Source organism: Burkholderia sp. AU16482 (assembly GCF_002223285.1).
Taxonomy (GTDB): domain Bacteria; phylum Pseudomonadota; class Gammaproteobacteria; order Burkholderiales; family Burkholderiaceae; genus Burkholderia; species Burkholderia semiarida.
In genome coordinates this window covers 202019-220899 of the sequence record NZ_NKEY01000006.1, presented here as the reverse complement: position 1 = coordinate 220899, position 18881 = coordinate 202019, and the positions used below count along the sequence as shown (strand labels likewise).

Here is an 18881-nt window from a genome sequence, read left to right as displayed (position 1 = left end):
TGCTGCATGTTGCCGTCTCCTTGAATATTTCTGGTATTAATGCCGTCCTTGCATCCTGCTTCCGGCTCGACACAGGTTATCGGGCGAGTCTGAGAAAATGCTGACATCCCGTCCCCGGGAAAACCCCTAATCCACCTACCTGCAAACGGCACCATGCGCATTCTCGTCGTGGAGGACGATGCCGAAATCGGCGCGGCGATCCGCAGCCGTCTCACGCGGCTCGGCCATGCCGTCGATCTCGAAACCGACGGCTCGACCGCGAACGGGCTGCTGCGCGTCGAGCGCTTCGATCTCGTCGTGCTCGATGCGAACCTGCCCGGCATGGACGGCTTCACGGTGCTGCGCAACCTGCGCGCGGCCGGCAGCACGACGCCCGTGCTGCTCGTCACCGCGCGCTCGGCGATCGACGACCGCGTGAGCGGCCTCGGCCTCGGCGCCGACGACTACCTCGTGAAGCCGTTCGACTACCGCGAGCTCGACGCGCGCGTGCAGGCGCTCTTGCGCCGCAACAGCGGCCACGCGAACGACGTGCTGACGCTCGGCGGCCTCGTGATCGACCGCAGCAGCCGTCTCGCGGAACTCGACGGCCAGCCGCTGTCGCTGTCGCGCCAGGAATTCGCGCTGCTCGAAATCCTCGCGAGCCGTCCGCAGCGCATCTTCTCGAAGGAAGAACTGCTGAACCAGTTGTTCAGCTTCGGCAACGAGCCCACGGCGAACGCGGTCGAGCAATACGTGACGCGCGTGCGCAGGAAGCTGCAGGGCAGCTCGGTCGAGATCCGCACCGCACGCGGGATGGGGTATCAGATTGCCGCGCACTGACTGGTTCCCGAGGACGCTGTTCGGGCGCACGCTGCTGTTCATCGCGCTCGTCGTCGCGACCGGCGCGCTCGCGCTCGCTGCGATCGCGCGCTACTACGCGGGCGTCGCGGCCGAACGCGCGTACGACCAGTTGCTGGCGGGCGCGTCGATCCAGGTCGCGGAAAACCTCTACGTGCAAGGCGGCGTGCTCGCGCTGAATCCGCCGGTCGCCGCGCTGTCGACGCTGTCGCGCTACGACCTCGTCTACTACAAGGTGGTCGATTCGCGCGGCGTCGTCGTGGCCGGCTATCACGATCTCGCGAGCCCCGCGACACTCGCCGCCGCGAAGCAGGGCCCCGCGTTCGCGAACGCCGTCTACCAGGGGCACCAGGTCCGCACCGCGACGATCGCACGCTACATGCCGGAGGAAAGCACGCCGGGCTGGGCGCTCGTGACGGTTGCCCAGACCACCAATGCGCGCCAGCAACTGACGAACGACATGAGCATCAAGGTATGGACGCTGATCCTGCTGATGAGCGTGCTCGCGATCGGTGCGAGCGGCCTCGCGATCCGGCGCGGCCTGCGCCCGCTCGCGCGGATCGGCGCGATCATCGCCGCACGCGACCCGGCCGACCTGCGGCCGGTGGCCGTCGATACGCCGAGCGAGATCGACGCGATCATCGGGTCGATCAACGGGTTGATGCGGCGGCTCGCCGAGCGGATCAACGCGATGCAGCGCTTCATCGCCGACGCCGCGCACCAGATGCGCACGCCGCTCGCGCGGCTCGACGCGCAGATCGAGCTGCTCGACGGCGAATCCGATCCCGCGCGTCACGCGGCACGGCTCGATGCGCTGCGTGCGACCTCGTCGGACGTCGGCCGGCTCACCGGGCAGTTGCTCAATCACGCGATGGTGATTCATCGCACCGAGGCCGTGCCGCTGCAACCGGTCGACCTCGTCGCGCTCGCGAAAGAAGTGCTGGGCCGCACGATTCCGCTCGCCGGCGAACGCGACGTGGCGGTTGCGTTCGCGAGCGACGCGCCGCATGCGTGGATCGACGGCGACGCGATCAGTCTTCAGGAAGCGCTGTCGAACGTGCTGCACAACGCACTGCTGCACGGCCATGCGGACGACATCGTCGTGTCGGTCGCGACCATGGGTAACGCGGATCAGGCGGTGACGCTGACCGTCACCGACAACGGGCGCGGGATACCGCGCGAGCACTGGGACGCGGCGTTGCAGCCGTTCGTGCGGATCGCGCCGGACGGCAGCGAGCGGCGCACGGGGTCCGGCCTCGGGCTCGCGATCGTGCAGGAAGTGATGAAGGCGCACGGCGGGCGCGTGGGGTTCGCGTTTCCCGAGGCGGGCGGGTTCGCGGTGGTGTTGACGTTTCCGCGTGCGGTGACGGCGCACGCAAGCGACACTTAGGCAACGGCATCCGGCGCAGGCACGCTCCGTTGAACGCCACCGGGCGACACGCGTTCAGCCGTCGCTGTCCCGACCGTCGTCGGCGTTTCGCCGCGCATGCCGCGCCACCAGTTGGTCCAGTTCGTCATACTGGCGGTCGCAGAACAACCGGCACAACGTATCGACGTCCACGCGCTTCCTCACGTCGATCGTCTCGACGTGCTGCTCCAGCTTGCCCTTGCCGATGCCGAAGAGCCCCTTCTTCATCCGCATGGACACCGCATTCAGCTGGAAGCCGTCCGAATGCGCATCCGTCAATGCCGTCACCCACAGCTCGCGCTGATCGTCGGCATGCTGCAACACGAGCGCCGGTAGCGGGCCGTCCTGCGTCTCGTTCCATTCGATGTGCTGGGCCGCCCAAGGAAACGCCTCGAACGCATGAACGAACGACGCGTAGTCGGTCGCGCCCTGCTGATCGAGCTGATTGAAATCGTAGCCGACTCTCTGGATGGAATAGGTCAACATGGCGCGGCAACCCCGTGGCGTTCGAGATCAGGAGATCGTCAATCTACCGTGAATTTCGGTATCGGTGACGATTTTTCTGGGCGGCTCATGCGCGAAGAGATGCTGACCCATGTTGTCACGCACGGCGGCTATCATCGCGGCGAAGCGGGCAGATTGATGATTCAGGCGGCCGCGCTCTCGGCACAGGATATCGAACTCCCTTGGGATACCTACACGGTTCACTTGCATCGGACAGAACCCGACCGACGGCTGCAAGGCAAGGTCGACGACGCGAACCCGCCGAATGCCGGGCGGTGAAACGCCCTACGCCGCCACCGCCTCCCCACCGAGATACGCATCGCGCACGCGCTCGTCGTCGAGCAGCGTTTTCGCGGGCCCTTCCAGCACCACACGCCCCGTCTGCAGCACGTACCCGTAGTGCGCGATTTCCAGCGCGAGGCTCGCGTTCTGCTCGACCATGAACACCGTCACCCCTTGCGTGTTGATCGCGTCGATCAGTTCGAGCACCTTGTCGACGTAGAGCGGCGACAGCCCCATCGTCGGCTCGTCCATGCAGATCAGTTTCGGCCGCGCCATCAGTGCGCGCGCCATCGCAAGCATCTGTTGCTCGCCGCCCGACAACGTGCCCGCACGTTGCGTCAATCGTTCTCGCACACGCGGAAACAGGTCCAGCACGCGCTCATAGTCCTCGGCCACCGCCGCGCGATCGCCGCGCGTGTACGCGCCCATCAACAGGTTCTCGCGCACGCTCATGTCGCCGAACAGCCGCCGCGCTTCGGGCACGGCCGCGATCCCGCGCCGCACGCGCTGCGGCGTCGCGAGCGCGGTCACGTCGTCGCCGTCGAAACGCACGACGCCGCGGCGCGGACGCATCAGCCCGAGAATCAGCTTCATCGTCGTCGACTTGCCGCTCGCGTTGCCGCCGAGCAGGCTGACGATCTGCCCACGGGCGACTTCGACGTTCACGTCGAAGTGCACCTGCACGGGCCCGTAGAACGTGTCGAGGTGTTCGAGTTTCAGCAGCGCGTCGGTCATGGTCGTATCAGGCACGGAAGATTGCACGGTCATGCGGCCGCCTGCGTGGTATGGTCCGCCGGCGCACCGCCCGCGTGGCGGCGACCGAGATAGGCCTCGATCACGCGCGGATCGTGCCGCACGTCGCGCGGCGCGCCTTCGGCGATCTTCACGCCGTTGTCGAGCACCATCACGCGGTCGGACACGCGCATCACGAGTTCGAGCTTGTGCTCGATCAGCAGGATCGTCAGTCCGCGTACCTTCAGCGACTGGATCAGTTGGAGCATCTCGGCCGTCTCCGTCTCGTTCATCCCGGCCGTCGGCTCGTCGAGCAATAGCAAGCGCGGATGCAGCGCGAGCGCGCGACCGATCTCCACGCGCCGCCGGTTCGCGTACGACAGACTGTGCGCCGGATGATCGATGCGCGGCGTAAGCCGTTCGCCGAAGCCGGCAATGATGTCGCGCGCTTCTTCACGCAAAGCGGCTTCCTCGCGCCGCACCGACGCGGGCCGCACGAGCGCGCGCAGCACTTCGGCCGCCGCGCCGAGCGCCGGCCAGCCCGGCCGCGCCGCACGCAGCCGCGCATGTGCGCCGATCAGCACGTTGTCGAGCACGCTCAGGTTGCCGAACACGCGGCCATGCTGGAACGTGCGCGCGATGCCGAGCGCCGCGAGCCGTTCGGGCGCGGTGCCGGTGATGTCGCGGCCGTCGAACGTCACGCGGCCGGCATCGGGCCGGTCGGCGCCCGCGATCAGGTTGAACAGCGTCGATTTGCCCGCGCCGTTCGGGCCGATCACGCTGAGCAGTTCGCCGTCGGCGAGCGTCAGGCTCGCGCCGTCGAGCGCGGTCACGCCGTCGAAGCGGCGCGTCAGGCCCTGCACGTCGAGCAGGGGTCGAGTCGTCGTCATCGCATTCCTCCTCACACCGTGCCGAGCAGGCCCTGTGGCCGGAAACGAACGAGCAGCAGCAGCACGAGGCCGTAGATCAGCATCCGGTAATCGGCCGCCCAGCGGAACAGCTCGGGCAACCCGATCAGCGCGATCGCGCCGACGATACCGCCGAGCACGTTGCCGAGCCCGCCGAGGATCACCATCGTCAGCGCGAGGATCGACACCTGCGAATCGAAGGTCTGGTGATTGATGTAGCTGTACAGGTGCGCGGCGATCCCGCCGCTCACGCCCGCCGCGACGCCGCCGACCGCGAACGCGATCGCCTTGTAGCGGTTCGGCGCGATGCCGTGCGCGCGCGCGGCGACGTCGTCCTCGCGCACCGCGCGCAGCGTGCGGCCCAGATGCGAGCGAAGCAGCCGCACCTGCACGAGCGCGAACACGACGAGCACCGCGAACGTGAACCAGTACGCGGCGCGCGCGGTCGTCGCCCACGGCAGCGGCGCGATGCCGGTAATGCCGAGCGGGCCGCGCGTGAGGCCATCCCAGTTCAGGATCACGAGGCTCACCACTTCGCCGATGCCGAGCGTCGCGATCGACACGTAATGCCCACGCAGCCGGAACGCCGGATAGACGAGCAGCGTGCCGAGCACGGCGGTGATCACACCCGCGCACGGAATCGTCACGGCCGGCGACCAGCCGAGATCCGACGACAGCAGCGCCGACGCATACGCACCGATCACGAGTAGCGCGGCGTGGCCAAGCGAGATCTGCCCGACCGTGCCCGCGACGAGCGTGAGGCTCAGCGCGAGCAGCCCGTACAGCCACGCGTTGGTCAGCGTCTGCAGCACGTACGGCGATGCACCGAGCCATGGCAGCACGGCCACCGCGGCGATCAGCGCGACGAGTACGGGGCGCGGCACGCGCACGGCTTTCGCGGCGGCGAGGAAGGTGCCCGTCATCGGTTCGGGCGGCAACGCGCGGTTCGCGCTGAACAAGCCGTTCGGCCGCCACACGAGGAACACGATCAGCAGCCCGAACGCGAACAGGTCGCGGTAGCTGGTGCCGAAGAGCGCGACGCCGTAGCTTTCGACGAGACCGAGCAGCAAGCTGCCGGCGATCGCGCCGGGCACGTTGCCGAGCCCGCCGATCAGCAGCGCGACGACGCCCTTCAGCGTCGCCTGAAAGCCCATCGCCGGATCGATGCTGTTGTAGTACATGCCGACCAGCAGCCCGCTCACGCCGCCGAGTGCGCACGCGATCGCGAATACGGTCTGGTTCACGCGATCGACGTCGACGCCCATCTGCAACGCCGCGTCGCGATCCTGCGCGGTCGCCCGCACGGCCCAGCCGAGCCGCGTGAAGCGCAGGAAGCCGTACAGCAGCGCGGCCGCCGCGATGCCGATGCCCGCGATCAGCAGGTCGAGCGAGCCGAGCGTCGCGCCGGCGATCCGCAGGTGCCAGTCGGGCAGCGGCGTCGGCACCGCGCGCGGGTCCGCGCCGAACGCGAGCTGCGCGAGCTGATCGAGGATGAAGCTGATGCCGATCGTCGCGAGCAGCGGCGCGATGCGCGCGGCATGGCGCAGCGGCCGCAGCCCGATCCGCTCGATCGCGATGCCGAGCGCGCCGCAGCCGACGACGACCGCCGCGAGCGCGGCCGGCAGCGGCAGCCCGAAGCGCGTCAGGCACAGCCAGCCGATGAACGCGCCGACCATGTACACCGAGCCGTGCGCGAAGTTGATCAGGTGCGACACGCCGAAGATCAGCGCGAGCCCGACCGCGAGCAGCGCGTAGATGTTGCCGACGATGAGGCCGTTGAGCGTGTAGTCGAGCCAGGAAGCCATCACGATGCGTCCGTCAGGTGCAGGCGGTTCATGTCGGGTTCAGCGCGCCGCGAGCTGCGGCTTCGCGCCGTCCCACAGCGCCCACTGCCCCTGCTTCACGACCAGGTACACGGTGCGCGCGCCCGCGACGCGGCGCGTCTGCGGATCGAAACGCACCTTGCCGAAGATCACGCTCGGCACGTCGCTGATCTTCGCGAAGCCGTCGTGCGCGGCCTGGCGCGTCGTGCCGTAGCGGCGCAGCACTTCCGCCGACAGGATCAGCGCATCGTACGCACGCGCGACGAACGAATCGGGATCGGCGTGGAATTTCGCGCGATAGCGCTGCACGAACGCCTGCACCTCGGGGCGCGGCTCGGCCGGGAAGAAGTTCGATTCCGTATAGACGCCTTCGACGGCCGTGCCGCCCAGTTCGAGGAACTTCGGCGAATACACGGAGCCTACCGCCGCGATCGGCAGCGCGACGCCCGACGTGCGCGCCTGGCGCACGATCTGCGCGCCGTCCGCGTAGTAGGAAATCAGCACGATCGAATCGGGCTTCGATGCGCCGATCCGCACGAGCGTCGAGCGGAAATCCTTCTCCGCCGGCTGGTAGCCTTCGGCCGCGACGACCTGCGCGCCGAGCCCCGTCACCGCCTTCGCGAAAATGTCCTTGCTGGTGCGGCCCCAGTCGGTGTTCAGGTACAGCACCGCGATCCGCTTGAAGCCGAGTTCCTTCACCGCGTAGCGGGCGAGCAGCGGCTGCTCCTCGGCCTGGCTCAGCGCGGTGCTCCACAGATAATCGCCGCCCTTCGTGAAATCCGGATGCGAATTCGTGAAGCCGAACTGCACCAGTTGCCCGCGCTGGTAGATCGGCGATGCGGCCATCGACGTCGCGCTCGAGAAATCGCCGAGCTCGATCGCGATGCGCGGATCGGCGACGAACTTCTGCGCGATCGCCACCGCCTGGCGCGGATCGCTGCGGCTGTCCTGGAAGTCGATCGCGAGCGGCCGGCCGTGAATGCCGCCGCTGCCGTTGATCTCGTCGAGCGCGAGATCGAAGCCGCGCTTCCACTGCTCGCCGTATTGCGCGTCCTGGCCCGTCAGCGGCCCGCTCACGCCGATCACCACCGGCTCGCCCGACACGCCGGCCGCGAGCGCGCCGCCGGCCGACAAGCCCCATGCGGCGGCGAGCGCCGCCACCGTGCCCAGCACGCGCCGCCATGCGCCGCGCGCGTCGTTCCCCGAAACCTTCATGCGTCCCCCAGCTTCCGTCAATCGAAAAGAGTGAGGGCATGTAACCATCCGGTTCAGGACGATCCAACGAAGTTTTGCGCATATCGATATCGCATGCGGCGCGAAGCCGATGACGAGCGCGAACGGCCGCCGATACCCGCCGCATCGATCGACATGCCGGCATGCATCGCATCGTATTGATTCGATGGGCGTTTCGTTCGGCGCACCGTGCACGACCGGTGCGACTGCACGCACGACGGGCCGCCGCGGCCGTTACGCCCTTCGCAGTTTTCCCGCTGTCGATAGCAAAAATCATTATATGAATCGTGCATGCTCGCACTCCTACAATGCGCAAATCGCATCATCGGAACGCGTCATGGAGTTGCATCAACTCGAAGCCTTTTCCGCGGTCATGTCGGCCGGCAGCGTCACCGGCGCGGGCGAGCTGCTCGGCCGCTCGCAGCCGGCCGTCACGCGGCAGATCCAGGAACTCGAAGCCGATCTCGGCTACGCGCTGTTCGACCGGCACGGCCCGCGCGTCACGCCGACGCGGCGCGCGTTCCTGCTGTACGAGGAAGTCGAGCGCTCGCTGGTCGGCCTGCGCGCGATCGAGGCGCGCGCACGCGCACTCGGCGACGAAACGGCCGAACCCGTTCGCATCGCGGCCACGCCGTCGCTCGCGGCCACGCTCGTGCCGGCCGCGCTCGCCGCGCTGCCCGACGACGCGCATGCGCCGCACTATCAGTTGCGCAGCGAATCGGCCGAGCACGTCGTGCACGAGGTGCTGGCCGGCACGGCCGATGTCGGCGTCGTCACGCTGCCGATGGCGCATGCCGGGCTCGACGTGCACTGGATCGCACAAACGCCGTGCGTCGCCGTGCTGCCGGCCGACGATCCGCTCGCGGCGAAACCGCGCATCGCGCTGCGCGACCTCGCGCGGCGCCGCATCGTGACGGTCGCGAACCGGCACCGGCTGCGCCAGCGGATCGACGCGGCGTTCGCGGCCGCGCGTGTCGATGCGCACGTGTTCATCGAAACCAACGCGTCGCTGAATGCGGTGATGGCCGCGCGCGCGGGCATCGGGGTCGGCATCGTCGATCCGGCCACGGGCGTCGCGCTGCCGGTGGACGGTGTCGTCGCGCGCGCGCTCGACGTCGACATCCCGTTCGCGTTCGGCGTCGCGACGCCGGCCGGCAAGGCGCGCACGGCGGCCGTCGATGCGCTGCTCGACGCGCTGCATCGCACGACGCGCGCGCTGCTCGACGACGTGACCTTTCACGATGCCGCCGCGCACGATGCGCTGCTGCGCGGCGACCGGCTGCAGGCCGACCGCGCGACGCGCGCGCCTCGCCCGGCACGTACCCGCCGCGTGCGCCCGGAGGCCGCATGACGCCCCCGCTCGACGCACTCGAGGCGCGCCTCGCGCAGGACCTGCGCTGGCTCGACCTGCCCGCGCCGTCGTGGGTGCCGCCGCGCGAAGCGGACGGCGCGCGCGTGCTCGACGTCGCGATCGTCGGCGGCGGCATGGCCGGGCTCGCGGCGTCGGCCGAGCTGCGCCTGCTCGGCATCGACAACCAGTGCGTGATCGACCGCGCGCCGGCCGGCTACGAAGGCCCGTGGGTCACGTTCGCGCGGATGGAGACGCTGCGTTCGCCGAAGCAGCTTGCGGGCCCCGCACTCGGCCTGCCCGCGCTGACGTTCCGCGCGTGGTTCGAAGCGCAATACGGCCGCGACGCGTGGGACGCGCTGTACAAGATTCCGCGCCCGCAATGGATGGACTACCTGCGCTGGTATCGGCGCGTGCTCGACCTGCCGGTGCGCAACGACACGACGCTCGTCGCGCTGCGCCCGCGCGACGACGGGCTGCTCGCGCTCGACGTGCGCGGCAACGGCGAAGCGCACACGCTGCTCGCGCGGCACGTCGTGCTCGCGACCGGCCGCGACGGCCTCGGCGGCCCGTACGTGCCGTCCGTCGCGCGGCGCGCGCCGCGCGCGCGCTGGGCCCATTCGTCCGAGCCGATCGATTTCGCCGCGCTCGCGGGCAAGCGCGTCGGCGTGGTCGGCGCGGGCGCGTCCGCGTTCGACAACGCGGGTACCGCGCTCGAAGCGGGCGCCGCGCGTGTCGACCTGTTCTTCCGTCGCGCGGACATTCCGCGCATCAACAAGCTGACCGGCATCGGCAGCCCGGGCCTCGTGCACGGCTACGCCGATCTCGACGATGCGACGAAGTGGCGTTTCATGCACTACGCGCTGACGTCGCAGACGCCGCCGCCGCGCGACAGCGTGCTGCGCGTATCGCGCCACGACCATGCGCATTTCCATGCGGGCAGCCCGATCGAAATGCTCGCCGACCACGCGGACGGCCTCGAACTGACGACGCCGCGCGGACGCTACACGGTCGACTTCCTGATCTTCGCGACGGGCTTTCATTCGGACTGGACGACGCGCGAGGAATTCGCGTCGTTCGGCGCGCACGTGCGGCGCTGGAAGGATCGGTATCGGCCGGAACCGGCGCTGTGGCTCGACGAGCTCGCCGAGTCGCCCGATCTCGGCCCCGCGTTCGCGTTCCAGGAACGCGAGCGCGGTGCGTGCCCGGCCGTCACGCGCATCCACTGCTTCAACCACGCGGCGAGCCTGAGCCAAGGCAAGCTGTCCGGCGATATCCCGGCGATCAGCGCGGGCGCGCAGCGGCTCGCGCGCGGCATTGCGAGCCGGCTGTTCGATGCCGATCGCGACCGCCACTACGATGCGCTCGTCGCGTACGCGAATGCCGAACTGCAAGGCGACGAATGGCGCGACGCCGACGCCATCGATCACTTTGACGACGAAGGGAAACCGAAACGATGACTGACTCCATCACGCCGGCCGCCGGGCCGGACACGATCGACGCGGCAGCCGGCCTGCGCGCCGGCGACGCCGTCGCCGCGCTGCGCCGCGTGCGCGACAAGGTGCTGTTGCATACGCAACTGAGCGAAGCCGCGCTGTTCGATCCCGCGCTACCCGATCTTTCGCTGATCGAGCGGCTGCATGCGGCACGGTATGTCGCGTGGCAGTCGAATGCGCACGCGCTGGCCGACATCTATCGCGCCCGGCTGCTCGACGCAGGCGGCACGCTCGACGACATCGAGCACGCAGATGCCGACGCGTTCGACGCGCTGCCTCGCCGCCTCGGCGCGATCCTGCTGCACGCGAAGCGCCTGACGCACGCGCCGGTCGACGCGCGCGCATCCGATCTCGACACGTTGAAGTCGGCCGGGCTCACGACGCCCGCGATCGTCGCGCTGTCGCAGCTCGTCGCGTTCGTCGCGTATCAATTGCGCGTCGCCGCGGCCGCGCGGGCGCTTCAGGCACGCGTCGCAAAGGAGGCCGCATGACGACTGCCACCCACGGCTTCACCTTCGACACGCTCGGCTGGCGCGCGTGGCTCGACACGGTCTCGCTCGATGCGGCGACGCCCGATCAGCTCGCGGTGCTCGAAGCGAGCCATCCGCAAGCGAAGACGTCCGACTATTACCTGCTGCTCGTCCATCTGCCCGACATCCTGCGGCAGCGCTCGGGCGTGTTCAACGCGATCATGTACGGCCCCGGCGGGCTGTCGCGCGCGGAGCGCGAACTGGCGAGCACGGCGGTATCGCGCGTGAACGGCTGCGTGTATTGCGCGTCGGTGCACGCGCAGCGTTTCGCGCAACTCGCGAAACGCACCGATGCGATCGAACAGGTGTTCGACGACCCGGCGACGGCCGGCACCACGGCACGCGAACGCGCGATCGTCCGCTATGCGATCGCGCTGTCCGAACGGCCCGACGCGATCGACGAGAACGACATCGCCGCGCTCGAAGCCGAAGGGCTGACGCATGAGGAAATGCTCGACCTGTCGCACGCGATCGCGATCTTCGCGTGGGCGAACCGGTTGATGCTGACGCTTGGTGAGCCGGTGTTTCCGGAGCCGGCGGCCGGCGCCTGACCGCACGGGAGAACGTGGCGCGGAACCGGCCCGCGTCGCGCCTTGTGCGTCAACGGTCGGTGCGCTGCATGCTCGCGGGGATTCATCTCGCGCGGCGCTCGGCGGCGGCGCAGGATGGCGCGAAATTCGAATCAATGGAAAAACGGCGCGAAGCGGCGTCGGTATCGCACGCCTGAATGGAGCGGGCGTCGCGGGCGCGCCATGGTTGGCGCGACCGCGACAGGATGCTTCGATCTGCGAACGAGATCGAAACATCCTGTACTGCCATCAATCGCCCAGCAGCTTCAACCCGGCCGGCAGCGTTTCGCCGAACACGCGCACCGTATCGGCTTCGTCGAACGCGATCGCTTCACGCACCATGTCGATCCACGCCGTCGATGCATTCGCGGCCGACAGGCGCTTGATCACCGCCTCGCGCGTGTCCTCCGGCAGATCGCGCGAGCGGTCGCCCGTCATTCGCGCAATCTGCGCAGCCGCGAACGCAGCCGGCTCGACCTGCTTCCAGTCGAGCGCGAACAGCGCATCGAGCCAGCCGATGACGATTTCCGCCGGCACGACGCCGTGCGCGCTGCCGTAGAACGGCCGGCGCGCGCCGATCCGCCCGAGCGCCCACGCGCACAGCGTGCGTTCGGCCGGCTTCTGCAATTGCGCGATCAGGCGCTCGGCCAGTTCGACCTTGCGCTCGACCGGCAGCCGTTCGAGCGACGCGGACAACCGCGTCATGTCGGCCGGCCCGACCTTGGCCGGATCGAACGGCAGCTTGCGCCGCTTGTCGTCGGACGGTTCGAGGAACGCGATCGCATCGCGCACCTGCGTCTGCGCATCGTCGTCGAGCCCGCCGGCCACGCGCCGCCACAGCGTCCACCACTCGGACCACACCTGCGCGTCGGTCACGTATTGAATGCCGTCGTCGAACAGCGGCCACAGTTGCTCGATGCGCCACGCGTCGAGCGGATGGCCGAAACCCGGACGCAGGCAATACCCGGCGAGATTCAGCCACGCGCGCTCGTGATCGGCCGAGCGGCGCCGCCGCCGCGCCCGCGCGAGCAATGCGTCGAACAGTTCGCGTGCGAGCGCGACGTCCCACTCTTCGCGCGCGCCGAGCACCTGCTCGAGTTGCGCGCGCAACCGGCGCGTGTCTTTCGGCGTCACGCCCGCGGCCTTGCTGCCGAACGAGCGCTCGATCAGCTCGATCGCCTGGTCGAGCCTTGGATGCCGCGTGGGCGCGGCCGCGTCGCCGTGCACCGGCGCGTCGCCGCGCAACTGGAATTCGAGCCGCCAGCGTCGCGACGAATCGTCGATCGCGATGCAGTGCATTTCGAGGGTGCCGACCTCGGTCAGCGACGCGGTGAGCGTCACCGGCGTTTCGCGCGCGTCGCCGCCCGCCTTCGCGTCGACGACCGTCGCGATCGGCGGCAGCCGCACGAAATCGCCATCGTCGAGATCGACGAGATCGCCGGGTCGATACTTCGTGTCGGCCACGGTCGATACGAGGTGGAAGCGCACTGGCTGCCCAAGCTGCAGCGCGAACGTGCGATCGTCGAGCCGGATCTCGCGGCCCTCTTCCGCGCCGCGCGGCAGCAGGCAGACGCCGCGTGCGGCCGCGTTGCCTTCGCCATCGTCGAGCACGAGGAAATAGCTGCGCGCGGAGCCGCCGCCGATGCGCGGCGCATGCCCGGCGCGCGCGAGCCCGTAGGCCACCGCGCCGCGCGCGACGGCCACGTCCGGGTGCGCGTTGTGCAGCACGTCGAGCGGCGCGCCACGCCACGCGCCGAGCGTCTGCGCGAGACGGCCGGCGAGCGCATCCGCGCGGAACACGCCGCCGTTGAGCAGCAGCGCGTCGGGCAGCGGGCCTTCCGCATGACGCTTCAGGAACGCGGCGACGTGGCGCGTAATGGCCGCGTCGCTCGCATACGGCAAGCCGAATTCGACGATCGCCGCGCGCGCCCGGCGCGGCAATTCGTCGGCGTCGACCTGCGGAAAGAACCCGTCGACGACGATCTGCTCGACTTCCTGCCGGGTCAGCTCGGCCGAGCGCGCGCCGCCCACCAGCTTGCTGCCCGCGCCGAGCAGCGTGACGGTGACGGACGCGGGTGCGTCGTCGCCGAGCAGCCGCTCCTTCGCCGCGCGGCAGCGCTCGATGAGTTGCGACAGGCTCGCGGCCGACAGCCGCGTGCCGGGCTCCGTCAGCCGCGTCTCGACGAGGCGCGCGAGCGCGAGATCCATGTTGTCGCCGCCAAGCATCAGGTGGTTGCCGACGCCGACGCGCGTAAAGGTCGGCTCACCGTCGTCGCCCGGCGCGACGTCGACGAGCGTGAGGTCGGTCGTGCCGCCGCCCACGTCGCAGATCAGCACGCGCCGTGCATGGGCGAACGCCTCGCGCAACGTGTCGCGTTGCCCATACAGCCAGTCGTAGAACGCGGCTTGCGGCTCTTCGAGCAAGCGCAGCGCCGGCAGCTTCGCGCGTTTCGCGGCCTCGACCGTCAACGCGCGCGCGCCGTCGTCGAACGACGCGGGCACCGTCAGGATCACGTCCTGCTGCGCGAGCGGCGCATCGGGAAAATGCGCGTCCCATGCGTCGCGCACGTGCGCGAGATAACTCGCGCTCGCGTCGACCGGCGACACCTTGTCGACGCCGTCAGCCGCGCCCCACGGCAGGATCGCCGCGAGCCGATCGACCGCGGCATGCGACAGCCAGCTCTTCGCGCTCGACACGAGCCGGCCCGGCACCTGCGCGCCGAGCGTGCGCGCGTAGCGGCCGATCACGGCCGGCGGCGCGTCGGTCTTGACCGATTGCGCGTTCGCCTTCGTATTTGCCTTCGGATCGACCGCCCACGGCAGTCGCAACGCGTCCGGCGGCAGCTCGCCCGCCGCCGGGTGATAGCGCACCGACGGCAGCAGCGGCTGCGCGGCCACCGCGCCGAGCCCGACCAGTTGCTCGACGTCGAACACGCGGATCGCGTCGGAACCGGCCTCGACGTACGCGACGACCGTATTGCTCGTACCGAGGTCGATGCCGACCGTATAACGCTTCATCGCGCTCAGGCGGCGCCGCGCACGTCGAACTCGACCTTCCAGCGCTCGTTCGTGCCGCTCGGAATCGCCTCGAGTTCGAGCGTGCCGGCTTCGGTCACGCGCGCATGCAGCTTCACCGGCACGACTTCGCCGACGGTGCGCCCTTCGGCGGGCAGCGTCGCCTGGATTTCCTCCAGCTCCTGCAGCTCTTCCGGCGACCAGTAGTCGAGCAGCGTGCCGACCTGGTCCTGGCGCCGCACCGACGAGCCGAAGAAGCGGAACTGCACCGGTTCGCCGACGACGAGCCCGAACTCCTGCGGCGGCAGCGCCGCGTCCGAGCCTTCCTCCATCCCGAACGGCGCGACGCACAGCGCCTGCACCGGCGGCTCCAGCCCCGGCACCGCGGGCATCGCCGATTCGATCGCGACGTAGTACGCACGCGCCGTGCCGCCGCGAATGCGCACGCCGCGGCCGCGCTTCACGTAGCCGTAGTACGCCGCGCCTCGCGCGACCGCGAGATCGAGATCCGCGCCTTCGAGCAGGCGCGCGGGCGGCGCGCCTTCGGCGGCGAGCCAGCCGTTGAGCGTGTCGAGCACGCGCTGCGTGAGCAGCGTCGACTTGAACACGCCGCCGTTGAACAGCACGGCGGTCGGATGCAGGAACGTCGCGCCCTGCGGCAGCGTGCGCTGCACGCCTTCGAGCGTGTCGAGCGCCGCGACCTGGCGGCCGAGGAATGCCGCGAGATGGCGCGTGATGCCGGCGTCCTGCGCATACGGCAGGCCGAGCTGCGTCAGGCCGACACGCGCGCGGCTCACCGGGCGCGCGGCCGCATCGACCTGCGGGAAGAAGCCTTCGAGGATCGTCTGCGTCAGTTCCGCGCGCGTCAGTTCGGTGCGGATCGAGCCGCCGATCAGCTTCGAGCCGCGGCTCGGCACGACGAGCGGCACCGCATCGGCGCTCGGGTCGGACAGCAGCGTTTCCTTGGCCGAGCGGCACGCGTAGGTCAGCGCGCGCAGTTGCCACGGATCGGGCTGCGTGCCCTGCTGCGCGAGCTTGCGCGCCACCACGTGCGCGAGCGCGAGGTCCATGTTGTCGCCGCCGAGCAGGATGTGCTCGCCCACGGCCACGCGATGCAGTTCGAGATTGCCGTCGCGCTCGACCACCGCGATCAGCGACAGGTCGGTCGTGCCGCCGCCGACGTCCACGCACAGGATCAGGTCGCCGACCTGCACCTGCTTGCGCCAGCCGCCTTCGCTCTTCTGGATCCAGCTATACAGTGCGGCCTGCGGTTCCTCGAGCAGCGTCATCCGCGAGTAGCCGGCGGCGCGCGCCGCCTCGGCCGTGAGCTCGCGCGCGGCCGGATCGAACGACGCGGGGATCGTCACCGTCACGTCCTGGTCGGCGAACGGTGCGTCGGGATGCGCGTGGTCCCACGCTTCGCGCAGGTGCGTCAGATAGCGGATCGAGCTTTCCAGCGGCGACACGCGCGTCACTTCCGGCGGCGCATCGCTCGGCAGGATCGCCGCGCGGCGATCGACGCCCGGGTGGCACAGCCAGCTCTTCGCGCTCGACACGAGGCGGATCGGCGTGCCGGCGCCGCGCGTGCGCGCCATCTCGCCGACCGCAAAGGTGCGCGAGGCCGTCCACGGCAGCGTCAGGTCGCCCTGCGTCAGCTCGCTTTCATGCGGCAAGTAGAGAAACGACGGCAGCAGGTCGCGCGATTCCAGCGCGCCGGGCGCGGTGAGCTGCGCGATCGGCAGCACCTGCTGCGTGATCTTCTCGCCGTCGCTCGTGCTGCTGTCGACGTACGACAGCGCGCAATGGGTCGTCCCGAGGTCGATACCGATCGAATAGCGCGGATCGCTCACAGTTCCACCTCCGCCGGTGCGATGACCGATGCGTCGTGGCTGCCCGTCAGCTTCGGCAGGCGCACGTCTGCGACACGCCAGCCGCGATGGCTGACCGTGCCCGTGAACGGCGCGGAACCGACCACGTTGCCGGTCACGCGCACGGCCGTCGCGTCGAAGCCGGCCGGCAGCGTCACGCGGCTGCCTTCGGCTTCGTCGCGCACGGGAACGATCGTGAAGTGCTCGCGCAGCGCGGCGCGGCAGCCGTCGTGCACGAGGCGCGCGGCCGCGCCGATGTCGGCGTCCGCGTAGCCGGCGATGTCTTCCTCGACGAAATCGATGAAGCGCGCATCGCGCTGCAGCAGGCCGAGCAGCTGCAGCGCGGCCTGCGGGCTCGCTTCGCGCAGCTCGGGCGCCGGCGGCTTCACGGGCGCGGGGGCGACGGGCGCGGCGGCCGGTGCCGGCGTCGGAGCCGGCGCGACCGGCGCCGCGGCGCCATCGCGCACGCGCAGCACGTCGGCGGCGAACTCGCGATTGCCGAGCACGGAGAAGAACGTGCCGACGGCCAGCGACAGCCGGCCGAAGAAGGACAGGTTGGATTCGGGCATGGGGTCTGGACTCCTGTGGGCTCGCAGCGTGGCGAGCGATCTTGCCTGGCACCGGGCGGCCGCGTGCGGCATGCGCACTGCCGCCGCCCGGCGCGTGATTCGAACGCGCCCTCGCGGGTGCGGAAAACCCGTATTTTGCCCTGTGGCGGGCGAACCGGGCAGAAGTTGGGGGACAGAACATGACGGCGCGACGGTTTCGATCGCGCCGGCGCGCACGTCACGCGTGTACGGCGGACGTGCTGCGCCGCGTCAGCGCGGCTTGCGCGGCCGCGCCGCCTTCGCGTCGAAATCACGCGACAGCATGCCGAGCGTGACTTCGCCGAAGCGCGCGAGCAGCGAGGCTTCGGCCTCCTTCAGCGTCGCCGACAGATGCGCGTTGACGGCCTGTTCGACCAGACATTCGGGCGCGTCGTCGGACACGAGATCGGAAAACAGCGGCGGCTCGCCCACCGCGCGATAGACGTCGAGCAGCGTGATGTCGTCGAGCGCGACGCTGAGCGCCCAGCCGCCGCCGTGCCCCTTCTCCGACTGCACGTACCCGCGATCGCGCAACCCGCCGAGCAGGCGCCGCACGACGACCGGGTTCGTGCACAGCATCGTCGCGATCGTCTCCGACGTCAGCGGGCCGTCGGCCTGGTCCATGTGGATCAGCGCATGCAGGATGCGCGACAAACGGCTGTCGGTTCTCACGGGTAGAACTCCCCTCTCTCTCGAAACTTCTGAAGTTGCATGAAGGATACCATCGCCCTATCATGCAACTTCTCATGTTTCATGAGTTGACCGTCAGTGGAGCACATCGATCATTCACGCAGGTTCAGAAAGGAGCGGACGCATGCATTCTCATCATGAAGTGATCGTGATCGGCGGCAGCTTTGCCGGGTTGTCGGCCGCGATGCAACTGGCGCGGGCGCGCCGCCGCGTGCTCGTGATCGACGCCGGCCGGCCGCGCAACCGCTTTGCCGAACACGCGCACGGCTTCCTCGGGCAGGACGGCAAGCCGCCGGCGCAAATCGTCGCCGATGCGCGCGCGCAGCTCGACGCGTATCCGACGGTGCGGCGCATCGACGGCACGGTTCGCACAGCCGAGCGCGACGCGGACGGGCGCTTTCACGTGACGCTGGCCGACGGCGGCCGCGCGAGCGCCGACCGGCTGATTCTCGCGACCGGCATCCGCGACGAACTGCCCGCGCTGCCGGGGCTCGCCGAACGCTGGGGCATCAGCGTGCTGCATTGTCCGTACTGCCATGGATATGAAGTAAGCGGCCAGCGGCTCGGCGTGCTCGCCACGCATCCGCTGTCGGTCCATCAGGCGATCCTGATTCCGGACTGGGGCCCGACGACGTGGTTCACGCAGGGCGTGGTCGAAGCGAACGACGAAGAAGCCGCGTTGCTCGCCGCGCGCGGGGTGCGGATCGAACGCTCGCCGGTCGCAGAGATCCTCGGCGCTGCGCCGCGTATCGACGCGCTGCGGCTCGCCGACGGCCAGGTCGTGCCGATCGACGCGTTGTTCATCGGCGCGCGCACCGGCATGGCGAGCGACCTCGCGCGGCAGCTCGGCTGCGCGTTCGACGAAGGGCCGCTCGGTCCCGTCGTTCGCGTCGATGCGTCGAAGCAGACGAGCGTCGCCGGCGTATTCGCGGCGGGCGATGCGTCGACGTCGATGAGCAACGCAACGTTCGCATCGGCATCGGGCGTGATGGCCGGAGTGGCCGCGCACCGGTCGCTGATCTGGGGGCTGCACGCGTAGGCGGGCGGGCGC

At 69.8% G+C, this 18881-nt stretch carries 17 protein-coding genes; 8 read left to right on the top strand and 9 right to left on the bottom strand.

Annotated features, from left to right (window positions below):
* Positions 1-153: 153 nt before the first annotated feature.
* Together CFB35_RS18360 and CFB35_RS18355 are read left to right on the top strand one after the other, a co-directional pair.
* Positions 154-819 (top strand): response regulator transcription factor, encoded by a 666-nt coding sequence (locus tag CFB35_RS18360; protein WP_059580058.1) that lies wholly within the window; start codon positions 154-156, stop codon positions 817-819.
* Positions 806-2227 carry a sensor histidine kinase gene (locus CFB35_RS18355; RefSeq protein ID WP_089465395.1) on the top strand — a complete coding sequence of 474 codons (1422 nt, stop codon included), beginning with the start codon at positions 806-808 and terminating at the stop codon, positions 2225-2227. Before CFB35_RS18360 ends, CFB35_RS18355 begins: the two co-directional genes overlap by 14 nt.
* A 54-nt stretch (positions 2228-2281) precedes the next feature.
* On the opposite strand, the gene CFB35_RS18350 is transcribed toward CFB35_RS18355, so the two are convergent.
* Positions 2282-2731, bottom strand: coding sequence for a hypothetical protein (locus CFB35_RS18350; RefSeq protein ID WP_089465394.1), 450 nt, complete (start codon positions 2729-2731; stop codon positions 2282-2284).
* A gap of 48 nt (positions 2732-2779) precedes the next feature.
* Here CFB35_RS18350 and CFB35_RS18345 point away from each other — a divergent pair, with 48 nt between their 5' ends.
* The gene (locus CFB35_RS18345; RefSeq protein WP_256940000.1) at positions 2780-3028 is read left to right on the top strand and encodes a DinB family protein; all 249 of its coding nucleotides are present in this window, start codon (positions 2780-2782) and stop codon (positions 3026-3028) included.
* A 6-nt stretch (positions 3029-3034) separates the two neighbouring features.
* On the opposite strand, the gene CFB35_RS18340 is transcribed toward CFB35_RS18345, so the two are convergent.
* From CFB35_RS18340 to CFB35_RS18325, 4 genes are read right to left on the bottom strand one after another with little or no spacing between them, the layout of a single operon-like run.
* Positions 3035-3799, bottom strand: coding sequence for an ABC transporter ATP-binding protein (locus CFB35_RS18340; RefSeq protein WP_089465393.1), 765 nt, complete (start codon positions 3797-3799; stop codon positions 3035-3037).
* Positions 3796-4653, bottom strand: a complete 858-nt coding sequence (locus CFB35_RS18335; protein ID WP_089465392.1) for an ABC transporter ATP-binding protein — start codon at positions 4651-4653, stop codon at positions 3796-3798. The genes CFB35_RS18340 and CFB35_RS18335 overlap by 4 nt, the downstream gene beginning before the upstream one ends.
* Before the next feature lie 11 nt (positions 4654-4664).
* Positions 4665-6476, bottom strand: coding sequence for an ABC transporter permease (locus tag CFB35_RS18330; protein WP_089465391.1), 1812 nt, complete (start codon positions 6474-6476; stop codon positions 4665-4667).
* A gap of 39 nt (positions 6477-6515) precedes the next feature.
* Entirely contained in the window at positions 6516-7709 is a 1194-nt protein-coding gene (locus CFB35_RS18325; protein ID WP_089465390.1) for an ABC transporter substrate-binding protein, read from the bottom strand.
* 355 nt (positions 7710-8064) lie between these two features.
* Here CFB35_RS18325 and CFB35_RS18320 point away from each other — a divergent pair, with 355 nt between their 5' ends.
* The 4 genes from CFB35_RS18320 to CFB35_RS18305 are packed head-to-tail and all read left to right on the top strand — an operon-like array spanning position 8065 to position 11652.
* Positions 8065-9078 carry a LysR family transcriptional regulator gene (locus CFB35_RS18320; RefSeq protein ID WP_089465389.1) on the top strand — a complete coding sequence of 338 codons (1014 nt, stop codon included), beginning with the start codon at positions 8065-8067 and terminating at the stop codon, positions 9076-9078.
* Entirely contained in the window at positions 9075-10535 is a 1461-nt protein-coding gene (locus tag CFB35_RS18315) for an NAD(P)-binding domain-containing protein (RefSeq protein ID WP_089465388.1), read from the top strand. Before CFB35_RS18320 ends, CFB35_RS18315 begins: the two co-directional genes overlap by 4 nt.
* Positions 10532-11062, top strand: a complete 531-nt coding sequence (locus CFB35_RS18310) for a CMD domain-containing protein (RefSeq protein WP_059580035.1) — start codon at positions 10532-10534, stop codon at positions 11060-11062. The genes CFB35_RS18315 and CFB35_RS18310 overlap by 4 nt, the downstream gene beginning before the upstream one ends.
* Entirely contained in the window at positions 11059-11652 is a 594-nt protein-coding gene (locus CFB35_RS18305; RefSeq protein ID WP_089465387.1) for a peroxidase-related enzyme, read from the top strand. The genes CFB35_RS18310 and CFB35_RS18305 overlap by 4 nt, the downstream gene beginning before the upstream one ends.
* Positions 11653-11919: 267 nt before the next feature.
* Here CFB35_RS18305 and CFB35_RS18300 read toward each other — a convergent pair whose 3' ends face one another.
* The 4 genes from CFB35_RS18300 to CFB35_RS18285 all read right to left on the bottom strand — a co-directional run bounded on the left by CFB35_RS18300 (position 11920) and on the right by CFB35_RS18285 (position 17812).
* Positions 11920-14688 carry an Hsp70 family protein gene (locus tag CFB35_RS18300; protein WP_089465386.1) on the bottom strand — a complete coding sequence of 923 codons (2769 nt, stop codon included), beginning with the start codon at positions 14686-14688 and terminating at the stop codon, positions 11920-11922.
* 5 nt (positions 14689-14693) lie between these two features.
* Entirely contained in the window at positions 14694-16535 is a 1842-nt protein-coding gene (locus CFB35_RS18295; protein ID WP_059640351.1) for an Hsp70 family protein, read from the bottom strand.
* Positions 16532-17122: a DUF2760 domain-containing protein gene (locus tag CFB35_RS18290; RefSeq protein ID WP_060315824.1), complete on the bottom strand. Its 591-nt coding sequence runs from the start codon at positions 17120-17122 to the stop codon at positions 16532-16534. Before CFB35_RS18290 ends, CFB35_RS18295 begins: the two co-directional genes overlap by 4 nt.
* 249 nt (positions 17123-17371) lie before the next feature.
* Entirely contained in the window at positions 17372-17812 is a 441-nt protein-coding gene (locus tag CFB35_RS18285) for an Rrf2 family transcriptional regulator (protein ID WP_059580023.1), read from the bottom strand.
* A gap of 142 nt (positions 17813-17954) precedes the next feature.
* Between CFB35_RS18285 and CFB35_RS18280 the strand changes: the two genes are divergently transcribed.
* Positions 17955-18869, top strand: coding sequence for an NAD(P)/FAD-dependent oxidoreductase (locus tag CFB35_RS18280; RefSeq protein ID WP_089465385.1), 915 nt, complete (start codon positions 17955-17957; stop codon positions 18867-18869).
* The last annotated feature ends 12 nt before the right edge of the window (positions 18870-18881 follow it).